The organism is Bradyrhizobium sp. Leo114 (assembly GCF_055229415.2).
This window is the reverse complement of sequence record NZ_JBUYEN020000026.1, coordinates 100,720-119,228: the sequence shown is the minus strand read 5'-3', so window position 1 is coordinate 119,228 and position 18,509 is coordinate 100,720. Positions and strand designations below refer to the sequence as shown.

Genomic DNA, 18,509 nt, shown 5'->3' with positions numbered 1-18,509 from the left:
GATACGGTCCCATTGCGTGTCGTTTAGAACGAGCCGATCCAGAACCCCCAAGGCTTCCTCCTAAAAGAAAGCCTTGAATCACGTTCCGTCTGATTTGAGAATCCCAAGAGTCCACACAGCCTAGCGCGTCGTGGGAAAATCTATGACCGCTTGCGCCTTACGGCGTCTCCACCGCGAGGCTGACGATCTTTTCCTTCTGCAGCCTGCCGAGCAGCGCGGCGACGTCGGTCTTGCTCATCGCGCTGTTGCCGAACTGGATCCGGAACATGCCGTCGCGGGCCCCGCCAATGATCGAGGCCTGGTAATTGTCGAGCAGCGCCGTGATGTCGGAAATGCGGGCGTCCGGCGCGAAACGAACTAGCGCGCGCGGCGGGCTCGTCACACCGAGGTTGCGGGTGATCGGAGCGGCGGACTCGAGCGCAGCCGCCCGCTGCTCCAGCGTGAGCGACGCCGTCTGGAACGAACTGCCCTGGCTCTTCATCATCAGCACCGCGCCAATCACGCCGGCCTGCAGCAGCAGCACGACCGCACCAACGCCCGCCGACCACGCCAGCGTCCGCGGCGACAGGCTTGCAAAGAACTGCGAGATTCGCCTGGAAAGGCTCACCGAAGTCGGCCGTGTGCGCACCGGCTCCTGGTCGATCTCGGCGAACAGTTTCTGCATGGCGCGCATCGACGGCGCGCCCAAACTCTCGTTGAGGCGGATGGTCTCGGCAAATTCCTCGCGGATCACGGCATATTGCCCGGCGAGTTCCGCATCGCTGGCCAGCGCCTCCTCGACACGTCGCGCATCGCGCGCGTTCAACGTGCCCGTGGCATGCCAAGGCAGCAGCAATTCGACGTCGCTGGGCTCTTCCAGCATCTTCCTTCTCGCCGCCATCATGGCCAACCTCGCTCTATGCCGGCTGCCTTGAGCAGTTCGGCCAATTTCTTCCGCGCATAGAACAGGCGCGTCTTCACGGTGTTCTCCGGAATACCAACGATCTCGGCGACTTCCTCCACGGACTTCTCGTGGTAGTAGACCAGATCGACAATCTCCCGGTGCTCCAGCGAAAGTGCCGTTAGACACTTGCGCAACGCTTCACCCGTATCCTTCTTCTGCACCGCCACTTCCGGATCGTCGGACGCATCCTCGATCGCGTTCGCGGCGTCTTCATCCAGTTCAGCGTCCTTCCTGCGCCGCAGCGCAGACAGGGCCTTGAACCGGGTGATCGCCAACAGCCAGGTTGAGACGGCAGATCGTCCTTCGAATTTGCCGGCCTGGCGCCAGACATCGAGAAACACCTCGCTGATGAGGTCTTCCGCGACCTGTTCGTCCCGCACAAGCCGGAGTCCGAAACGGTACACTCTGACGTGGTGCCGCCCGTACAGCACCTGCATGGCGAGCCGGTCGCCTTGAGCGATCCGGGCGATCAGAACCTCGTCTGAAGCCGCCTGTGTCGCGCTCAATGGCCGTCTCGCAAGATTGGTCGAGAGCGGGTGGGGGCTGGTTCGATGGAGAGAGCAGAATTCTTCACATTACCGCAATGTGCGGAACGCATGTGTGAACTATCCCACAAACCCCGAATTCCGTGTGAATTCCGCACTCCCTCGCCCCCATATAGGTATCATGGTAGGGCAAAGCCTCCCCAAGACCATGTCGACTGCTCGACCTTAGCAAGAGTCGGCAGATTAGGCAGTCTTCCCGCCAATTCCCACCCGTCGAGCCCAGCACTCGTCCGCCGCGATTGCCTAGTCAAGGTTCCCCCGATTTTCACCTGCGAAAACAAGGGAGATGGCGGGACTCTACGGACCGGATTCGGGGTCGAAAGATACCAAACCTAAAGGCTTTTCCCCGTAGATTTTGCGAGTTTTCCTCTCGATGGCGAGCGCATGGGCATCGCAGCGTCCTCATTTCTGAACCCGGTTGCGGGCGGATTGAATGGCCGCGGCTCACGGCTGGCTGCCACGAAGCTGTTGCGCCGCGCCAGACGTCGGCGTCAGATCCAGGCGATGGTCGGCGTCTGCTATGTTTTCGACGCCCTCGTGCTCCTGGTCTATGCGAGCGCCGGCACGATCCCGATGGTGTTGGGCATGGCCTACGCGCTTTGCGGCTTGGGCTTGTGCGCCGTCTACGTGCTGCTTTCCGAACTCGGCTTCCACGACCGCTTCAAGGATCACTATCTGGTCGCGCCGCAGTCGGCCCTCCACATGGCGAACCAGCTCGGATTCACCTACATCGCGCCGCAAGTCGGCGTGCTGTTCCTGTGCAACTTGTTCGTGGTGTTCGGCTTCGGCGCGCTCAGGACCTCGGCGCGACAGACCGCCCTGATCTGGACCGTGACGGTGCTCGGCCTCGCCGCGCTGTTCCTTCTGACCGACAAGCCGATCTCGATGCCGCATGGCAGCACCCTGGAGCGGCTCGCCACCGTGCTGGTCTTTGCGCTCACCATCGGGCGCTGCATGTTCTTAGGCATCCTCTCCAGCTCGATGCAGCAATCGCTGTACCAGAACGGGCAGAAGCTGAAAGAAGCCTACAAGCGCATCGAGGAGCTCGCCGAGCTTGACGAGCTGACCGGCGCATTCAACCGGCGCAGCATCATGCGGACGCTGGACGAGGAGATCGTCCGCTCCGAGCGCACCGGCGCACCCTGCTCTGTCGCACTGATCGACCTCGACTGGTTCAAGCGCGTCAACGACGTCTATGGCCATCCGACCGGCGACGAAGTGTTGAGAACCTTCGCGATCTCCATGTTCGCCAACATCCGCAGCATCGACCGCTTCGGCCGCTACGGCGGCGAAGAGTTCCTGCTGATACTGCCCGAGTTGAACGAAGATGGCGCCTCGCGCGCGCTGGAGCGGCTGCGGGTCATCATCGCCGAGCTCGACTGGAGCGCGTTCTCGCCGGGCATGCAGGTGACGATTTCCGCCGGCATTGCAACGCTGCGGCCCAACGAGGGCCCGGACACATTTCTCGCGCGCGCCGACAGCGCGCTTTACGCGGCCAAGGCACGAGGACGCAATCGCATCGCCAGTGCATGACCAAACGAATTCGCTTCCACCGTCGGAGAATCCGACGCGGTGGCATCGCCAATACTCCAGGACAGAGTCACAGTCATGAATTTGAAACCCGCAATCGCCCCCGAGAACTTGCTTGACGAGTTGCAGGCAACGCTCGCGCATGGAACGGTGGCGCGCCGGGTCGAGACCCTGCGCCGCGTGACCGATCTCTTCGTCAACGGCGCGGTGGACTATTCGGACCAGCAGATCGCGCTGTTCGACGATGTGTTCCAGTGCCTGCTGCTTCACATCGAAACCTCGGCGAAGGCGTTATTGTCCAACCGGCTGGCGCCGATCGATACTGCCCCGCCGTTGACCGTCCGGACGCTTGCCTTCGACGACATGATCGAGGTCGCCGGTCCCGTGCTGACGCAATCGAGCCGGCTCGACGATAACACCCTGATCGAAACCGCGCGCAACAAGAGCCAGGCGCATCTGCTGGCGATCGCGGCGCGCAAGACGCTGAGCGGTGCCGTCACTGACGTGCTGGTGTTGCGCGGTAACGACGAGGTGATCCAGAGCACCGTCAACAATCCCGGTGCCGAATTCACCGAACGCGGCTTCACGCGGCTGATCAGCCGCGCCGAAGGCGATGACGACCTTGCGACCTGCATCGGGCTCCGCCCGAGCATGCCGCGGCATCTCTATCTGAAACTGCTGGCGAAGGCATCGGACACGGTGCGGCACCGGCTCGAAGCCGCCAACCCGCAGCAGGCCAAGGAGGTGCCGAGCGCGGTGCGCGAGGCGACGCGGCGCGCTCGCTCCGCGCCCGCGGCGGTCACGCGCGACACGGCGATCGCCCATGCGCTGGTGAAGTCGCTGTATGAGGATGGCCGCCTCGACGAATTCCAGGTGGCAGCGTTTGCCGACGCCGGCAAGTTCGACGAGACCAATGCCTCGATTGCAGCTCTTGCCAATGTGAGTCTGGCCGTTGCCGAGAACATGATGATCGAAACCCGCGCCGAAGGCGTGATGATCCTGGCCAAGGTCGCAGGCTTCTCGTGGTCGACCGTGCGCTCGATCATCAACCTGCGCGACGAATTGTCAGGCGGCGAGCCGACGGATCTCCTGGCCTGCATGGAGACCTACGAACGGCTCCGGCCATCGACCGCACAGCAGGTCTTGCGCTTCCACCGCATGCAGCAGTCCGCGCCCGCGGCTTAGCCTTCACACTCGTCATTGCGAGGAGCGATAGCGACGAAGCAATCCATGCCTCCGCAAGTGGAGAGATGGATTGCTTCCCTGCGCTCGCAATGACGACGTGGAGGGACCGCAATCAATATCGAAGCACCTTCGAGCCGATCAGGGCGCCGATGGCGGCGACCAGCGTGGTCCCGATCGTGTACCAGGTCGCCACGAACAGCGGTGAATCATCGGCGCAATGCGATGCGTAAAGCGTGGCCGCAAGTCCCGCTGCCAGCAGGCCCGCGATCGCGCCGGCGACTGCCGGGCGCGCCGGCGCGCCATGGCGCAGGCCGAACAAAGCGGCCGCGAGCAGCGGCAGCGACAGCAAGGGAATCGAGATCAGGCAGGCCCGCGAATTGTTGCCGACCAGCCGCGTCATCATCGGCGCGCGCTGCGGCATCATCATCTCGCCGCTGATACCGGCCACGAGCAGCCCGGCCGGAACCAGCAACCACCAGCCAAAGCCACGCAGCGAAGCCTCGGGCCGCGATAGATGCAGGCTGACGGCGATCGCAGAAGCGGCGAGCGCCAGCGTCACGGCGAACTTCAGACCGAAGAACGGGTTGTGCATCGCGGTCATGACATCAGGCCTGACGCCGAGCTCGGTGAAGAACATCAGCAAAGAAATCGGTGCGGCGGCGAGCAACGCCAGCATCAGGACAAAACCCACCGGTTGTGCACGCTGGGTGTTGTCGGCGGCGATCGTGCGAATGAGCTGATCGGTCTCCATGTTCAACTCTCCCGCAGTTTCGCCGTCAGATTGGCGAGCCCGCGATGCAACGCCACCCGCACGGCGCCCTCGCTCATCGAGAATTTTGCTGCCGTATCCTTGATCGAAGCGCTGTCGACGGCGATGGACTGCAGCACCTCGCGCTGCCGCGCCGGCAATGCGTTCAGATGCGCAGCGATTTCGCTCGCGGAGGCCTTCTCCTCCTGCGCCTCGCCGGGCAAGGTCTCGGCAAAATCGTCGATGTTGACGAACACCCGCTTGCCCCGGCGTCGCAGCGCATCGATCAGCTTGTTGCGGGCAATTGCGAACAGCCAGGGCGCAAACGGGGCGTTTACGTCCCACGTGTGTCGCTTCGAATGCACCGCCAGCAGAATGTCTTGCACGATATCCTCGGATTGATCGATCGGTTGGCCCGCGCGCGCCAAACCGCGGCGCGCGGCCGCCCGCAGGACCGGCGTGATCGCCTTCAGCAGGCGATGATACGCCGTGCTGTCGCCTGAAATGGCCGACCGCATCAGGCCGGTCCATTCGTCCTCACGCTCGCGCACGTGCGCTCCCACAACGCAATTCGGTCGATCCTTCAATTTGTTACACCGGCGGCGAACTGATCACAAAATCGTGAAACGGCGCCCGGGCGACAGAATCTCAAATCCGGACCAGCGCAAGTCGAGCGGGCCGTTCGAGATCCACAGCGCTCTTAACATCGATTGCTGGAGCTCGCACCGGTCGGAGCGTGAGCGCAGAATTTTACCTGGAGGAAAATCGACGCCGTGCCCGAAAGCAGCCGCTTTGGCGCAACGGTGCCGCCCCGTTTTGGCCCGGCAAAACCCGAAGATTCCCTTTTTCTGCCCCGCTGCGGACACGCCTCGGGGTCTCATTTCGCCCCTCAGGGGCGGGCAAATGGGGAGATTGTCAGATGATCACCAAAGCCAGCGGGCTTCTGGCGGTGCTTGTGGCCGCAGGGCTGTTTGCATGCGTCGCCGCGCCGTCCCCGGTCGAGGCGGCAGGTTCGGGCGGCACGACTGCCTCGGACTCCGATAGTGCGGCAAGTGTTAAGAAACAGAGTACGCGTCACGCAAAGCGCGACACGTCGGCCAAGACCGAGTCGAAATCGTCCGCTTCCAAGTCCTCCGAATCCAAGTCGTCCGAGGCCAAGAAACCGGATAGCGCCGAGACCGCCGACGCCGCAGCCGTCTCGCTTCCGGCATTGGTCGCCAATGCCAAGGCCGAACTGACCCCCAACGTTCCTGCCGATAATGCGAGTGCGATGTCGGCGAAGGCCAACACGCTGCTCGCCGCATCCGATAAGCCCGACGAGGCAAAGGCGCCCGGTGATGCCGACGTCGTCGCCTCCGACCAACTCAACGAAGTCGATCGCGCGATGCAGGAGAGCCAGCAGCAGAATCAGCCCGCCGCGCAGCCACAGCCGCAGCAGCCTGCCCCGGCGGTCGCGATGACGACCGCCCAGGCGCCGACGGCGGCGCCGGTCGCCAGCGCCGACGACACCACCTGGGACCGGACTTCCCTGATCGGCAAGATCTTCATCGCCGCGGGCGCGTTGCTGACCATGGCGTCTGCCGCCCGCATGTTCATGGCCTGACGTCCCCTTGTGCCCGGACGCGCGGCGCAAATAGCGCCACACCGCGTCCGGGAGCCCACTTGAAGCCCACCCCGTCAGCGGGCACATTGCCGCCAGATCAGGAGAACGGGGTGGATCATGTCGACGTTTGAACACATCATTGTCGAGAGCAAGGGCGCGGTCGGCATCATCAAGCTGAACCGTCCCAAAATGCTCAACGCGCTGTCCTTCGGCGTCTTCCGCGAGATCGCAGCCGCAGTCGACGACCTCGAGGCGGACGACGCCATCGGATGCATCGTCCTCACCGGCAGCGAGAAGGCCTTTGCCGCCGGCGCCGACATCAAGGAGATGCAGCCGAAAGGCTTCATCGACATGTTCACCAGCGACTTCGCCGCTGTTGGCGGCGACCGCGTCGCCAGATGCCGCAAGCCGACGATTGCGGCGGTGGCCGGATATGCCCTTGGCGGCGGCTGCGAGCTTGCCATGATGTGCGACATCATCATTGCTGCCGATACCGCGAAGTTCGGCCAGCCCGAGATCACGCTCGGCACGATCCCCGGAATCGGCGGCACGCAGCGGCTGACGCGCGCGATCGGCAAGTCGAAGGCGATGGATCTCTGCCTCACCGGACGGATGATGGATGCCGCCGAGGCCGAACGCTCCGGCCTCGTCAGCCGCGTCGTGCCCGCCGACAGGCTGATGGACGAAGCACTTACCGCCGCTGAAAAGATCGCATCGATGTCGCGCCCGGCAGCGGCGATGGCCAAGGAAGCCGTCAACCGCGCCTTCGAGACCACGCTGTCGGAAGGCCTCAACGTCGAGCGCAACCTGTTCCACTCGACCTTCGCGCTCGAAGACCGTTCCGAAGGCATGGCCGCCTTCATCGAGAAGCGGCAGCCTGTGAATAAGAACAGGTAAGTTAAATCACTGTCGTCACCGTCTGTGACGAACCGGCAACAGACAAGCGCTGATTTGATGTGCAGATGTCGCGCGACCGTTTGTCAGTAGCGAGACCATCCCCTAAACAGTAGATGTGACCCAGTCGACGGGGGCGGACAGTCGGGGTGGTTTGCGGGTTATTATGGTTGGACGTGCCGCTAGAGTTAGCGACGTGAGAAGGCGTTTGCTTCAGACGGGCATTTGCCTTGGCGTTATGCTTTGTGTCGATTTCGCCGCCTCGGCGGTCCATGCGGAGAGCCTCCCTGAAGCACTCGCCAAAGCCTACCAGACCAATCCGGCGCTGAATGCCGAGCGGGCGCGGCAGCGGGCGACCGACGAGAACGTGCCGCAGGCACTGACTGGCTATCGTCCGCAGATCGCAGCAACCCTCTCCGCCGGTTTGCAGGCGGTGCGCGACCTCTTGCCAAATAACGTCGTTCAGACCGCGAACCTGAAGCCGTGGCAGATCGGCCTGACAGTGACGCAGACGCTGTTCAACGGTTTCAAGACCGCCAACAGCGTGCGGGTGGCGGAATTGCAGGTGCAATCCGGCCGCGAGGCGCTGCGCAATGTCGGCCAGGGCGTGCTGCTGGACGCGGTGACCGCTTATACCAATGTGCTCGCCAACCAGTCCTTGGTCGAGGCGCAGCGCGCCAACGTCGCGTTTCTGCGCGAAACGCAAACCATCACGCAGAAGCGCCTCAATGCCGGCGATGTCACGCCGACCGACACGGCGCAGGCCGAAGCGCGACTGAACCGCGGGCTTGCCGACCTCAACGCCGCCGAGATCAGTCTCGCGATCAGCCAAGCGACTTACGCACAGGTCATCGGCAATGCGCCCGGGCAATTGCGGCCTGCCGAGACCACCGACCGCCTGCTGCCGCGCAATCGCGAGGACGCGATCGGGCTCGCCTTCAAAGAGCACCCGGCGGTGATGGCGGCAAGCTACGACGTCGACGTCGCCTCGACCACGATCCGCGTCGCCGAGAGCAGTCTGATGCCGAACGTCACGGTGCAGGGCAGCGTGAGCCGCAGCCGCGACTCCGACCCGACGCTCGGCACATTCGGAACCGATCAGGCTTCCATCATCGGCCAGTTGAACCAGCCGATCTATGACGGCGGCATGGCGGCGTCCCAGACCCGGCAGGCCAAGGAAGTGGCGGCGCAGAGCCGGCTGGTGCTCGACCAGGTTCGTAACCAGGCGCGGACCGCTGCGATCAGCGCCTGGGTCGCCAACGAAGGCGCCAAGACGGCGGTCTCCGCTTCCGAGTCCGAAGTCCGTGCCGCGAACGTTGCGCTGCAGGGCGTGCAGCGCGAGGCGGCAGGCGGCCAGCGCACCACCGTCGACGTGCTCAATGCGCAACAGGATTTGATCTCGGCCAGAGCCCGGCTGATCGGCGCACTGCGCGACCGCGTGATCGCCTCCTACAGCCTGCTCAGCGCCATCGGCCGGCTCGACGTCAAGAACCTCAATCTCAATACGCCCGATTACCTGCCGGAGGTGCATTACCATCAGGTGCGCGACGCCTGGCACGGGCTGCGCACGCCGTCCGGACAGTGATCCGGCATAGGCATCACCGCCTTCCCGCCCGCACATTCGCCCTGTAACCTCGCTCAACCGGCGGCTGATAACGCCGGGGCGCAGCAAGCGCCGATCAAACGAGGAAACGCAGGGAGAAGACCAATGCTGACGCGACGCAGTATGATGCTTGCCTCCATCGCGGCCGGAGTGATGATGAACAACAGAGACGTGCACGCCAAGGCAGCCCAGCCTTCGACGCCGGTGAATTTCGACGTGCCGGCCGGCGCCTGCGACTGCCACACCCACATCCATGGCGATCCCCAGAAATTCCCGTTCTTCGCCGGTCGCGTCTACACGCCGGAACCGGCCTCGCCCGAGGAGATGAGCGCGCTGCACAAGGCTCTCGGGATCGAGCGCGTGGTGATCGTGACGCCGAGCGTCTACGGCACCGACAATTCCGCGACCCGCTTCGGCATGATGGCGCGCGGTGGCACGGCGCGGGGGGTGGCTGTCATCGACGACAAGACGCCGGAAAGCGATCTGGATGCGATGCAGAAGGACGGTTTTCGCGGCATCCGCCTCAACCTCGCAACCGGCGGCATCAACGATCCCAATGTCGCCCGTGCCCGCCTGACCTCCGGGATCGACCGCGTCAAGGCGCGGGGCTGGCATGTGCAGGTGTACACGAACTTGCCGCTGATCCCGGCGGTCAAGGACCTCGTCGCTGCATCGCCCGTGCCCGTTGTCTTCGACCATTTCGGCGGCGCGCAGGCCGCGCTCGGCGTGGAACAACCGGGTTTTCCGGACCTTGTCGAACTGGTGAAGTCCGGCAAGGCCTATGTGAAGATCTCCGGCGCCTACCGCGCCTCCAAGCTTGCGCCCGACTATCAGGACGCGATCCCGCTCGCCAAGGCCCTGATCGCGGCAAATCCCGACCGCATCGTCTGGGGCACCGACTGGCCGCATCCCGATACGGTGGTCCCGCCCGGAAAGCAGGTCACGGATGTTGTTCCGCTGTACCAGATCGACGACGGACGCCTCCTCAACCAGCTCGCGGTGTGGGCGCCGGACGCGGCGACGCGCAAGAAGATCCTGGTCGACAACCCGGCGCGGCTCTACGGCTTCACCTCCTAGATTCGCGCCGCGAGAAATAGGAGATCAGGACCGGCAGCGTCACGAGGATGACGATCGGCGCCAGCATCATGCCGGTCACGACCACGACCGCAAGCGGCTTCTGCACCTGCGAGCCGATCCCTCCCGACAGCGCCGCCGGCAATAGCCCGACGCCGGCGACGACGCAGGTCATCAACACCGGGCGCAGTTGCAATTCACCGGTGCGGACCACGGCCCGCATCCGCTCGTAACCTTCATCGATGAGCTGGTTGAACTGCGACAGGATGATGATGCCGTCCATCACGGCGATGCCGAACAGCGCGATGAAGCCGATCGCGGCCGAGACGCTGAAGGGAATGCCGGAGACCAGCAGCCCGAGCACGCCGCCGAAGATCGCCATCGGGATCACGCTCATGGCGAGCAGCGTGTCGACCATCGAGCCGAAATTGAGGAACAGCAGTATCCCGATCAAACCGAGGCTGATCGGCACCACGATCGACAGCCGCTTGATCGCGTCCTGCAGATTGCCGAACTCGCCGACCCATTCGACACGCGATCCCGGCGGGAGCTTGACCTGGTCCGTGACCTTCTGCTGCGCCTCCTGGATCGCGCTGCCGAGGTCGCGCTCACGCACCGAGAATTTGATCGGCAGATAGCGTTCCTGCTGCTCGCGGTAGATATAGGCGGCGCCCGAGATCAGCTTGATCGAGGCCACTTCGCTCAGCGGGATCTGCGTGATCCCGCCGTTCGGGTTGGCGACGCCGATGCGCAGGTTCTGGATCGCTTCGGCGCTCTTGCGGTACTCCGGGGCAAGCCGCACGATGATCGGGAAATGGCGGTCACTGCCGGGCTCATAGAGATCGCCGGCGCTGTCGCCGCCGACTGCGACCTTGATCGTGGCATTGATGTCGCCCGGCGATAGGCCATAGCGCGCGGCGCGGGCGCGGTCGACGTCGATCTGGATCGTCGGCTGGCCGAGCGAGGTGAACACGGCAAGGTCGGTGATCCCCTGCACCGTCGAGAGCACCGACTTGATCTGATTGGCCGTGTCGGTCAACGCCTGCAGGTCGCTGCCGTAAAGCTTGATCGAGTTCTCGCCCTTCACGCCCGAAACCGCTTCGGAGACGTTGTCCTGCAGATATTGCGAGAAGTTGAATTCGACGCCGGGAAACTTGTCCTGCAACTGCGCCAAGAGCTGCGCGGTAAGCTCATCCTTGTCGCGCGTGCCGGGCCATTCGCTTGCGGGCTTCAGCGGCGCGAAAAATTCCGCGTTGAAGAGACCGGCGGCGTCGGTTCCGTCATCGGGACGGCCGTGCTGTGACACCACCGATTCCACCTCGGGACGGGCGCGGATCATCCGGCGCATCTCGTTGACATAGGCATTGCCTTCCTGCAGCGAGATCGTCGGCGGCAGCGTGGCGCGGATCCACAGATTGCCCTCTTCCAGCTTCGGCAGGAATTCGAGCCCGAGCAATCGTACCGACAGCGCGGTCAAGACCACGAGGGCGGCCGCACCGGCCATCACCACTCGCCGGTTGGCGACCGCCCAGTTCAGGACGGGCAAATAGAGGCGATCGAGCTGCCTCATGATCCAGGTCTCGGTCTCCTGGATATGCGCGGGCAGGATGATCGCGCTCAGCGCCGGCGTGATCGTGAAGGTCGCGAGCAGACCACCGGCGAGCGCATAGGCATAGGTCCGCGCCATCGGTCCGAAGATGTTGCCCTCGACGCCGCTCAGCGTGAACAGCGGCAGGAAGGCGGCCACGATGATGGTGGCGGCAAAGAAGATCGAGCGCGATACGTCGGCGGACGCCGACAGGATCGCGTGGGTCTTGATGCCCATCATGGTTTCGGCGGAGACATGGCTCTGCTCGGCTTCAGAAAGCCGCGTGGTCTGTGACAGGCGGCGGAAGATCGCCTCCATCATGATGACGGTGGCATCCACGATCAGCCCGAAGTCGATCGCGCCGACCGACAACAGATTGGCGGATTCGCCGCGCAGCACCAGGATGATCACGGCGAAGAACAGCGCGAAGGGAATGGTTGCGCCGACGATCAGCGCGCTGCGAAGATCGCCGAGGAATATCCATTGCAGCAGCACGATCAGGAGGATGCCGACCACCATGTTGTGCAGCACGGTGTGGGTGGTGAGATCGATCAGGTCCTTGCGGTCGTAGATGCGCTCGATCCTGACCCCCGGCGGCAGGATCGAGGAGTGATTGATCGATTTGACCAGTTGTTCGACGCGGGCGATCGTCGGTGAGCTCTGCTCGCCGCGGCGCATCAGCACGATGCCCTGCACGATGTCATCGTCATTATCGATTCCGGCAATCCCGAGCCGCGGCTTCTCGCCGATGGTGACGGTCGCGATATCCCTCACCAGCACGGGGTTGCCGCCGGACTGCGACACCATGGTGTTGTTGAGATCGTCGACCGAACGGATCAGGCCGACGCCGCGCACCACCGCGGACTGGGTGCCGATATCGACCGTGTTGCCGCCGACATTGATGTTGGCGTTGCTCACCGCCTGCAACACCTGCGGCAAGGTCAGGCCGTTGGCGACGAGCTTGTTGAAATCGACCTGCACCTCATAAGTCTTGGTCTTGCCGCCCCAGCCGGTGACGTCGATCACGCCGGGCACGGCGCGGAAGCGGCGTTGCAGCACCCAATCCTGCAATGTCTTCAGATCGAGGACGCTGTAGTTGGGCGGGCCGACCAGCCGGTACCGAAAGATCTCGCCGATCGGGCTGAGCGGTGAGATCGTCGGCTGCACATTGCCGGGCAAAGGCGGCAGTTGCGCGAGGCGGTTCAGGACCTGCTGCAGCGCCTCGTCATAGGTGTAGTCGAAGGAGAACTGCAGCTTCACATCGGAGAGGCCGTAGAGCGAGATCGTGCGGATCGTGCGCAGGTTCTTCAGCCCGGCGACCTGGGTCTCGATCGGAATCGTGATGTAGCGCTCGATCTCCTCTGCCGACAGGCCCGGGCTTTGCGTCACGACGTCGACCATCGGCGGCGTCGGATCGGGATAGGCCTCGATGTTGAGGTGCTGGAAGGCAATCAGCCCGCCGATCATGACGGCGGCGAAGATGCCGACCATCAGATAGCGGCGGCTGACTGCGAGAGCGACGAGGCGATCCATTTCAGATCGAAGCTTTCAATAATCCGGGAATGTCAGGTACCGGAGGCGGCGCGATCGATGAACAGGCTGCCCTTGGTGACGATCTGCTCGCCTGGCCGCAGATTGCCGACGATCTCGACGAGATCGCCATTGGTGATCCCCGGCTTGACCTGGCGCAGTTCGATCGTCTTGTCCGGATGCGCGACCCAGACGCGCACCTGGTCGCCTTCATAGATCAGCGCCTGCTTGGGTACGCCGACCGCGGGATGGTCGCCCGGCGAATAGAGCGTGACATTGGCGAACATCTCCGGCTTCAGCGCGCCATCCGCGTTGTCGATGGTGGCGCGGACCAGGAGCCGGCGCGTCGCCGGATCGATCGCTGCGGCGACATAATTGATGCGCGCGGTCAGCGAGCGGCCCGGCAGCGCCATCACGCTGAATGTGAGGTCCTGCCCGACCGCGACCTTGGCGGCGTCGCTCTCGCGGACGAAGGCGAGCAGCCAGACCGTCGAGAGATCGCCGATGACGTAGACGGGATCACTGGCGCCCGAGGAGACATATTGCCCGGGGCCGGCCTTGCGCTGCACCACCGTGCCGCCGATCGGCGCGAAGATCGTGATTTCCGGATTGATGCCGCCCTTCTGGCGCAGCGCATCGATATCTCCGTCGCCGAAGCCCAGGATGCGCAGCTTGTTGCGCGCGGCCTCCAGCGTCGTCTGCGCCGAGCGCAGATCGTTTTGCGCCTGGACCAGCGTGGCCTGGGTCTGCTGATAGTCCTTCAGCGGCACGGCCTTGCCTTCGAACAGGTTCTTCGCGCGGTCGTCCTGGATCTGCGCCAGATCGACCGCGGACTTCGCCTTGTTCACGCCGGTCATCGCCGAGATGTAGTCGTTCTGCGCCTGCACGGTGTCGGCGGCCTCGATCACGAACAGCGGCTGGCCCTTGACGACGCTGTCGCCGGGCCGCGCCAGCAGCTTGGTGATGCGGCCGGTATAGGGCGAGAACACCGGAGTGGAGCGATCCTCGTCGATGCCGATCTTGCCCTCGGTCACGTATTCGGCGCGGAAGGCACGCTCGGAGACCGGCTGCAGGCTGAGGCTCGCCCATTCGGCAGGGGTTGGCGTGTAGCGCTGCAGGCCTTTGCGGGATTGGCTCGAAATCTCCGAATGGCCGCCATTTGCCCCCTTGTTGTGCAGGGATGCGTAAGCCACGCCACCGGCAACCGCCAGCACGGCCACGACCAGCGCCAGGCGCTGACGGCTAAGGGTCTGCAATTGCTTGGTAATGTCTTTGACCATGGGCCGTGGCTGATGTCGGAGGTTCCGCTGCGCGCTAATAGTGCCCAATTACCGGTTCAGACAACCAAAAAAGCGACAATTGGACGCAGGTTCCGGTTTATCTTTGGACAGTGAGGCATGAACGCCGGGTGAATGCCAAGCCCCGGGCAATTCCGGGGGTGACGGCCGGCGAAACTAAAGCGGGCCGTGTGACAGGCCCTGCGTGCGCAGGCAGATCCTGCCTGACCATCCCTCCTGTTTTGACGATGCCGACCGCCTGCCCTTTTCGGCATGGTTGAACCGGTCGCGCTTCGGCATTCCCTCAATTGTGTGCCCAAGAGCAGTGCCCGAACTGGGAAGGAGTTGCAATGGCCATCGATCCCTTGACCGCCGCCGGCGTCGTGCTGGCGACGGCCGCAACCGATGCGGTCTACGTGATGTTCACGTCCGCCGTGGTGGCACGCAAACGCGTGCCGGCGGCAACCTGGAGCAGCGTCTGGTACGTGCTCTCGTCCTATGCGGTGATCAGTTACACCGAAAACTCGGTCTACGTGTTGTTCGCGGCGATCGGCTCCTGGGTCGGCGCCTACCTGACGATGACGTTCTTGCATCGACCTCCCGGCGGCCCACCGGTCGGGGCGGCGGTGGAGTGAGCGCGTAGATGATGCGTAGGATGGGTAGAGCGCAGCGAAACCCATCGCGACGGAGTAAGCGGCACGAATGATGGGTTTCGCTGCGCTCTACCCATCCTACGATGTCGTCCCCTGTGAAAGCAGGGACCCATAACCACAGGGAGTGGTTGTGGCGCGAGCCAGCGGTGCGGAGCCGTAGGGTGGGCAAAGGCGCATCAGCGCCGTGCCCACCGTTACCACTTCGCTCGTGATGGTGGGCACGCTTCCGCCTTCGCTCGTTGAGCTACGGCGGACAAGTCGCTTTGCCCACCCTACGGCATCGCCGCGAGTTCTGATTCAGATTTCAAACAGCAGAGGGATGTGAGTTCGCGTTCTCGCGGCGCATTGCGTCCGAGGTTTGCGTCACTTTCCACCCTCCTCGATAGCAGAGGGCGCAGGGAAAGCCGGGTGCTGGTTGCACCCGTGGGTCCCGTGCAACAAAAAGCACGGGGGTAGGACCACAGGTTCAACCGAAGCATTCCGGCTTTCCCTGCGCGATGGTTTACGGTTTCCTTCGTGCTCTCCTTGGTGACCGGGCTTTCTTGCCACCATCGCCTCTCGCGCGGATTTCTTCGCGCAAAAAACTTAGCGCCAGCGTCGGGGCGCCAGGACCACACGACTTCGCCGTCCGCGATGCGCGTGCTCGTCAGTCACACCCATCACGTCCACCGCATCTCACCGCAACGTTCGTGACGATCGCGAACCGCCCCTCATCCGCCGTGAGACGCGCGGAGTTAAATCACTGATTTGCCCGACGGCGAAAGCGGAATGTTTTTCGCGGCTGGGCTGGACGAGGCAAATCACCTTGGAATCGCTTGCATAATTTGCTTCGCCGTGCACGCGACTTTGGACCCTCTTGGTGAGGAGCGCGCAGCGCGTCTCGAACCATGAGGCCCCGCTCTCGCCTGGAGCCCCTCCCTCGAGACGCCGCTAACGCGGCTCCTCGGGATGAGGGCGGGGGCGCCGTTGCAGGGAACAGCCTTTGGTAGTACTTCTTTTGCAGGGCCAGTCACGCTTGTCTCTTCCGGGAGACCGCGATGACCGCGGCGCACCGATCCTGCCTCACTTCAATGAACTGCCGCCTTCGATTTCCGCGAGAATGCGGATCACCTCCGAGGGAGATGTGAAATGAAGGAAGCCGAGCACTTCTACGCGGCGCCCGCAACCAGCAGCAAGACCCCGGACGGGGTGGTCCGTTATCTCGATGGCACCGACCTGGAGACCAAAACCCAGGCGCTGCGTCTCTCGACGGTTGGTTCGGACGGATGGCCTCACGCTGCCCTGCTCAGTGCAGGCGATATGGTGATCGTGCCTTCTGGTCGCGTCCGCTTTGCGGTTTTTCCGCAATCGACAATGGCCTCCAATCTTGAACGCGAAGGACGGCTCACGATCGCGCTTTCACTGGATGGCGGCATTTGCGAGATGAAGCTCCGCTGTCGCCGCCTCGCACACTCTTCTGCCGATGTGCCGCTGGCGTTGTTCGAGGCGGAGGTCGAGTCGGTACGCCAGCATGTCGCGCCATACGCGGATGTGACAGGCGGAGTCACCTTTGCACTGCACGATCCTCAAGCCGTACTCTCGCGTTGGCAACGGCAGATTGCCGCGTTACGCGCCGCCTGAAACCAATCCGAGCAATCGGGGGCAGAAATGCGTGCCTACAAGGACCTTCGTGAATTCCTGTCCGTCCTCGAGCAAGAGCGGCAATTGCTGCGCATCCATGATCAGGTTCTTCCTGAACCCGACATCGCCGCCGCGGCCTGCGCCCTTACAGAGATCGGCGAGGACAGCCCCGCGATCTATTTCGACAACATCGCCGGCTACACCAGCGCTCGGGTCGCCATGAACATACATGGATCATGGAGCAACCATGCTCTCGCGCTTGGCATGGAAAAAGACGCCAGCATGCGCGATCAATTTTTTGAGTTCGTCCGGCGCTTCCAGCAATATCCTGGCACATTGGAGCGCGTTGAGACCGCGCCCTGGCAGGAGGTTGTCGTCGACAAGGACGTGAACCTCTACGAACTGCTGCCGCTGTTTCGTCTCAACCGCGGCGATGGCGGCTACTTCATCGACAAAGCCTGCACCATCAGCCGAGACCTGGACGACTGGAACAATGACGATGTCGAGAACGTCGGCATCTATCGCCTGCAGGTCAAAGGGTGGAATCGCCTTGGAATCCAGACTGTGCCGCAGCACGATATCGCGATCCATATGGCTCATGCGGAAGCCCGCGGCCAAGACTTGCCAGTCGCGATCGCGCTGGGAAACGAGCCTATCATCACGCTGATGGGCGCGACGCCGCTGCTTTACGATCAGCTCGAATACAAGATGGCGGCCGTGATGCAGGGCGCGCCATACCGTGTCGTCAAGACTGCAAAGGGCCTGGATGTCCCCTGGGGATCCGAATATGTGCTGGAGGGCCGCCTGCTTTGCGGACAGCGCGAGACCGAGGGGCCGTTTGGTGAATTCCCCGGCTATTATTCGGGATGCCATAAATATCCGGTGATCGAGATCGATCGCGTGTCGCACCGCAAGGATCCGGTCTACGACGCGGTCTATGTGGGGCGGCCCTGGACCGAGCTCGACTTCCTGCAAGCCATGACGACGAGCGCGCCGATCTTCCTTCAACTCAAGACGACGTTTCCCGAAGTCGTTGCCGTCAATGCACTCTATACCCACGGTCTGGTGGTCGTCGTCTCGACAAAAATCCGCTATGGCGGCTTCGCCAAATATGTGGGCTTGCGCGTGCTGACCACGACCCATGGTCTCGGATACGCAAAAGTCGTGATCGTTGTTGACGAGCAAGTCGACCCGTTCGATCTTAAGCAGGTGATGTGGGCGATATCGGTGAAGGTAAACCCTGCGGGCGACATCGTGACCATCCCGAATCTCGCGGAGAATCTCCTGGATCCGGCCTGCAGTCCGGCCGGCGTGGTGACCAAGATGATCATCGACGCCACCACGCCGATCGCGCCTGACATTCGCGGCGACTATGGCGAGGAACTCGACAAGCCGCAGCACACCGATCAGTGGCGGACCAAGCTCATGGCTCTGGCGAAGGAGATGCGGACATGACGGCGACAACCGCCGACACTCTTCCGGCCGCATGTCCGCGATGTCGATCAGGCAAGATCGAGGTCCGCAGCAAATCTCCCGTTGCCGGGGTCTGGACCGTGTTCGGTTGTCCGACATGCCTCTATGTCTGGAGATCGACCGAGCCGGAGGAGAACGTGAACCCGGACAAATATCCCGTCGCCTTTCGGCTGCGCCCCGAGGATCTTCCTAAGCTGCAGGTGGTTCCGCCGATCCCGCCGCGTCGATCATCCTCGTGAGTCC

At 63.3% G+C, this 18,509-nt stretch carries 16 protein-coding genes; 10 read left to right on the top strand and 6 right to left on the bottom strand.

Annotated elements, in window-relative coordinates:
- Positions 1-157 precede the first annotated feature (157 nt).
- On the bottom strand, positions 158-883 hold the full coding sequence (locus ACZIRK_RS28230) for a hypothetical protein (RefSeq protein ID WP_130229377.1): 726 nt from the start codon (positions 881-883) through the stop codon (positions 158-160).
- Positions 880-1,449, bottom strand: a complete 570-nt coding sequence (locus ACZIRK_RS28225; RefSeq protein ID WP_028166186.1) for a sigma-70 family RNA polymerase sigma factor — start codon at positions 1,447-1,449, stop codon at positions 880-882. The genes ACZIRK_RS28230 and ACZIRK_RS28225 overlap by 4 nt, the downstream gene beginning before the upstream one ends.
- Before the next feature lie 423 nt (positions 1,450-1,872).
- Here ACZIRK_RS28225 and ACZIRK_RS28220 point away from each other — a divergent pair, with 423 nt between their 5' ends.
- Together ACZIRK_RS28220 and ACZIRK_RS28215 are read left to right on the top strand one after the other, a co-directional pair.
- Complete coding sequence (locus tag ACZIRK_RS28220; protein ID WP_130229378.1) at positions 1,873-3,021, top strand: GGDEF domain-containing protein; 1,149 nt, start codon at positions 1,873-1,875, stop codon at positions 3,019-3,021.
- A 75-nt stretch (positions 3,022-3,096) separates the two neighbouring features.
- Complete coding sequence (locus tag ACZIRK_RS28215) at positions 3,097-4,203, top strand: DUF2336 domain-containing protein (RefSeq protein ID WP_130229379.1); 1,107 nt, start codon at positions 3,097-3,099, stop codon at positions 4,201-4,203.
- Positions 4,204-4,315: 112 nt separating this feature from the next.
- Here ACZIRK_RS28215 and ACZIRK_RS28210 read toward each other — a convergent pair whose 3' ends face one another.
- Both ACZIRK_RS28210 and ACZIRK_RS28205 read right to left on the bottom strand, forming a co-directional pair.
- Entirely contained in the window at positions 4,316-4,954 is a 639-nt protein-coding gene (locus tag ACZIRK_RS28210; protein WP_130229380.1) for an NrsF family protein, read from the bottom strand.
- 2 nt (positions 4,955-4,956) lie between these two features.
- A complete protein-coding gene (locus tag ACZIRK_RS28205; protein WP_130229381.1) occupies positions 4,957-5,502 on the bottom strand; it encodes a sigma-70 family RNA polymerase sigma factor in 546 nt (181 codons plus the stop codon).
- A 368-nt stretch (positions 5,503-5,870) separates the two neighbouring features.
- Here ACZIRK_RS28205 and ACZIRK_RS28200 point away from each other — a divergent pair, with 368 nt between their 5' ends.
- The 4 genes from ACZIRK_RS28200 to ACZIRK_RS28185 all read left to right on the top strand — a co-directional run bounded on the left by ACZIRK_RS28200 (position 5,871) and on the right by ACZIRK_RS28185 (position 10,128).
- Positions 5,871-6,554 carry a hypothetical protein gene (locus tag ACZIRK_RS28200; RefSeq protein WP_245475032.1) on the top strand — a complete coding sequence of 228 codons (684 nt, stop codon included), beginning with the start codon at positions 5,871-5,873 and terminating at the stop codon, positions 6,552-6,554.
- A 117-nt stretch (positions 6,555-6,671) separates the two neighbouring features.
- Positions 6,672-7,451: an enoyl-CoA hydratase gene (locus ACZIRK_RS28195; protein ID WP_130229382.1), complete on the top strand. Its 780-nt coding sequence runs from the start codon at positions 6,672-6,674 to the stop codon at positions 7,449-7,451.
- Positions 7,452-7,614: 163 nt separating this feature from the next.
- Positions 7,615-9,033 (top strand): TolC family outer membrane protein, encoded by a 1,419-nt coding sequence (locus ACZIRK_RS28190; RefSeq protein WP_130229383.1) that lies wholly within the window; start codon positions 7,615-7,617, stop codon positions 9,031-9,033.
- Between the two features lie 123 nt (positions 9,034-9,156).
- The gene (locus tag ACZIRK_RS28185; protein WP_130229384.1) at positions 9,157-10,128 is read left to right on the top strand and encodes an amidohydrolase family protein; all 972 of its coding nucleotides are present in this window, start codon (positions 9,157-9,159) and stop codon (positions 10,126-10,128) included.
- Here the strand turns inward: ACZIRK_RS28185 and ACZIRK_RS28180 are convergent.
- On the bottom strand, positions 10,118-13,246 hold the full coding sequence (locus ACZIRK_RS28180; protein WP_130229385.1) for an efflux RND transporter permease subunit: 3,129 nt from the start codon (positions 13,244-13,246) through the stop codon (positions 10,118-10,120). The genes ACZIRK_RS28185 and ACZIRK_RS28180 overlap by 11 nt on opposite strands.
- Before the next feature lie 32 nt (positions 13,247-13,278).
- On the bottom strand, positions 13,279-14,523 hold the full coding sequence (locus ACZIRK_RS28175) for an efflux RND transporter periplasmic adaptor subunit (RefSeq protein ID WP_130229386.1): 1,245 nt from the start codon (positions 14,521-14,523) through the stop codon (positions 13,279-13,281).
- Between the two features lie 347 nt (positions 14,524-14,870).
- Between ACZIRK_RS28175 and ACZIRK_RS28170 the strand changes: the two genes are divergently transcribed.
- The 4 genes from ACZIRK_RS28170 (at position 14,871) to ACZIRK_RS28155 (ending at position 18,505) form a co-directional block, all read left to right on the top strand.
- The gene (locus ACZIRK_RS28170; RefSeq protein WP_130229387.1) at positions 14,871-15,155 is read left to right on the top strand and encodes a hypothetical protein; all 285 of its coding nucleotides are present in this window, start codon (positions 14,871-14,873) and stop codon (positions 15,153-15,155) included.
- Positions 15,156-16,301: 1,146 nt separating this feature from the next.
- Positions 16,302-16,793, top strand: a complete 492-nt coding sequence (locus tag ACZIRK_RS28165; protein ID WP_474418573.1) for a hypothetical protein — start codon at positions 16,302-16,304, stop codon at positions 16,791-16,793.
- Between the two features lie 27 nt (positions 16,794-16,820).
- Positions 16,821-18,248 (top strand): non-oxidative hydroxyarylic acid decarboxylases subunit C, encoded by a 1,428-nt coding sequence (locus tag ACZIRK_RS28160; protein ID WP_130230695.1) that lies wholly within the window; start codon positions 16,821-16,823, stop codon positions 18,246-18,248.
- A complete protein-coding gene (locus ACZIRK_RS28155) occupies positions 18,245-18,505 on the top strand; it encodes a non-oxidative hydroxyarylic acid decarboxylases subunit D (RefSeq protein WP_130230697.1) in 261 nt (86 codons plus the stop codon). Before ACZIRK_RS28160 ends, ACZIRK_RS28155 begins: the two co-directional genes overlap by 4 nt.
- Positions 18,506-18,509 lie beyond the last annotated feature (4 nt).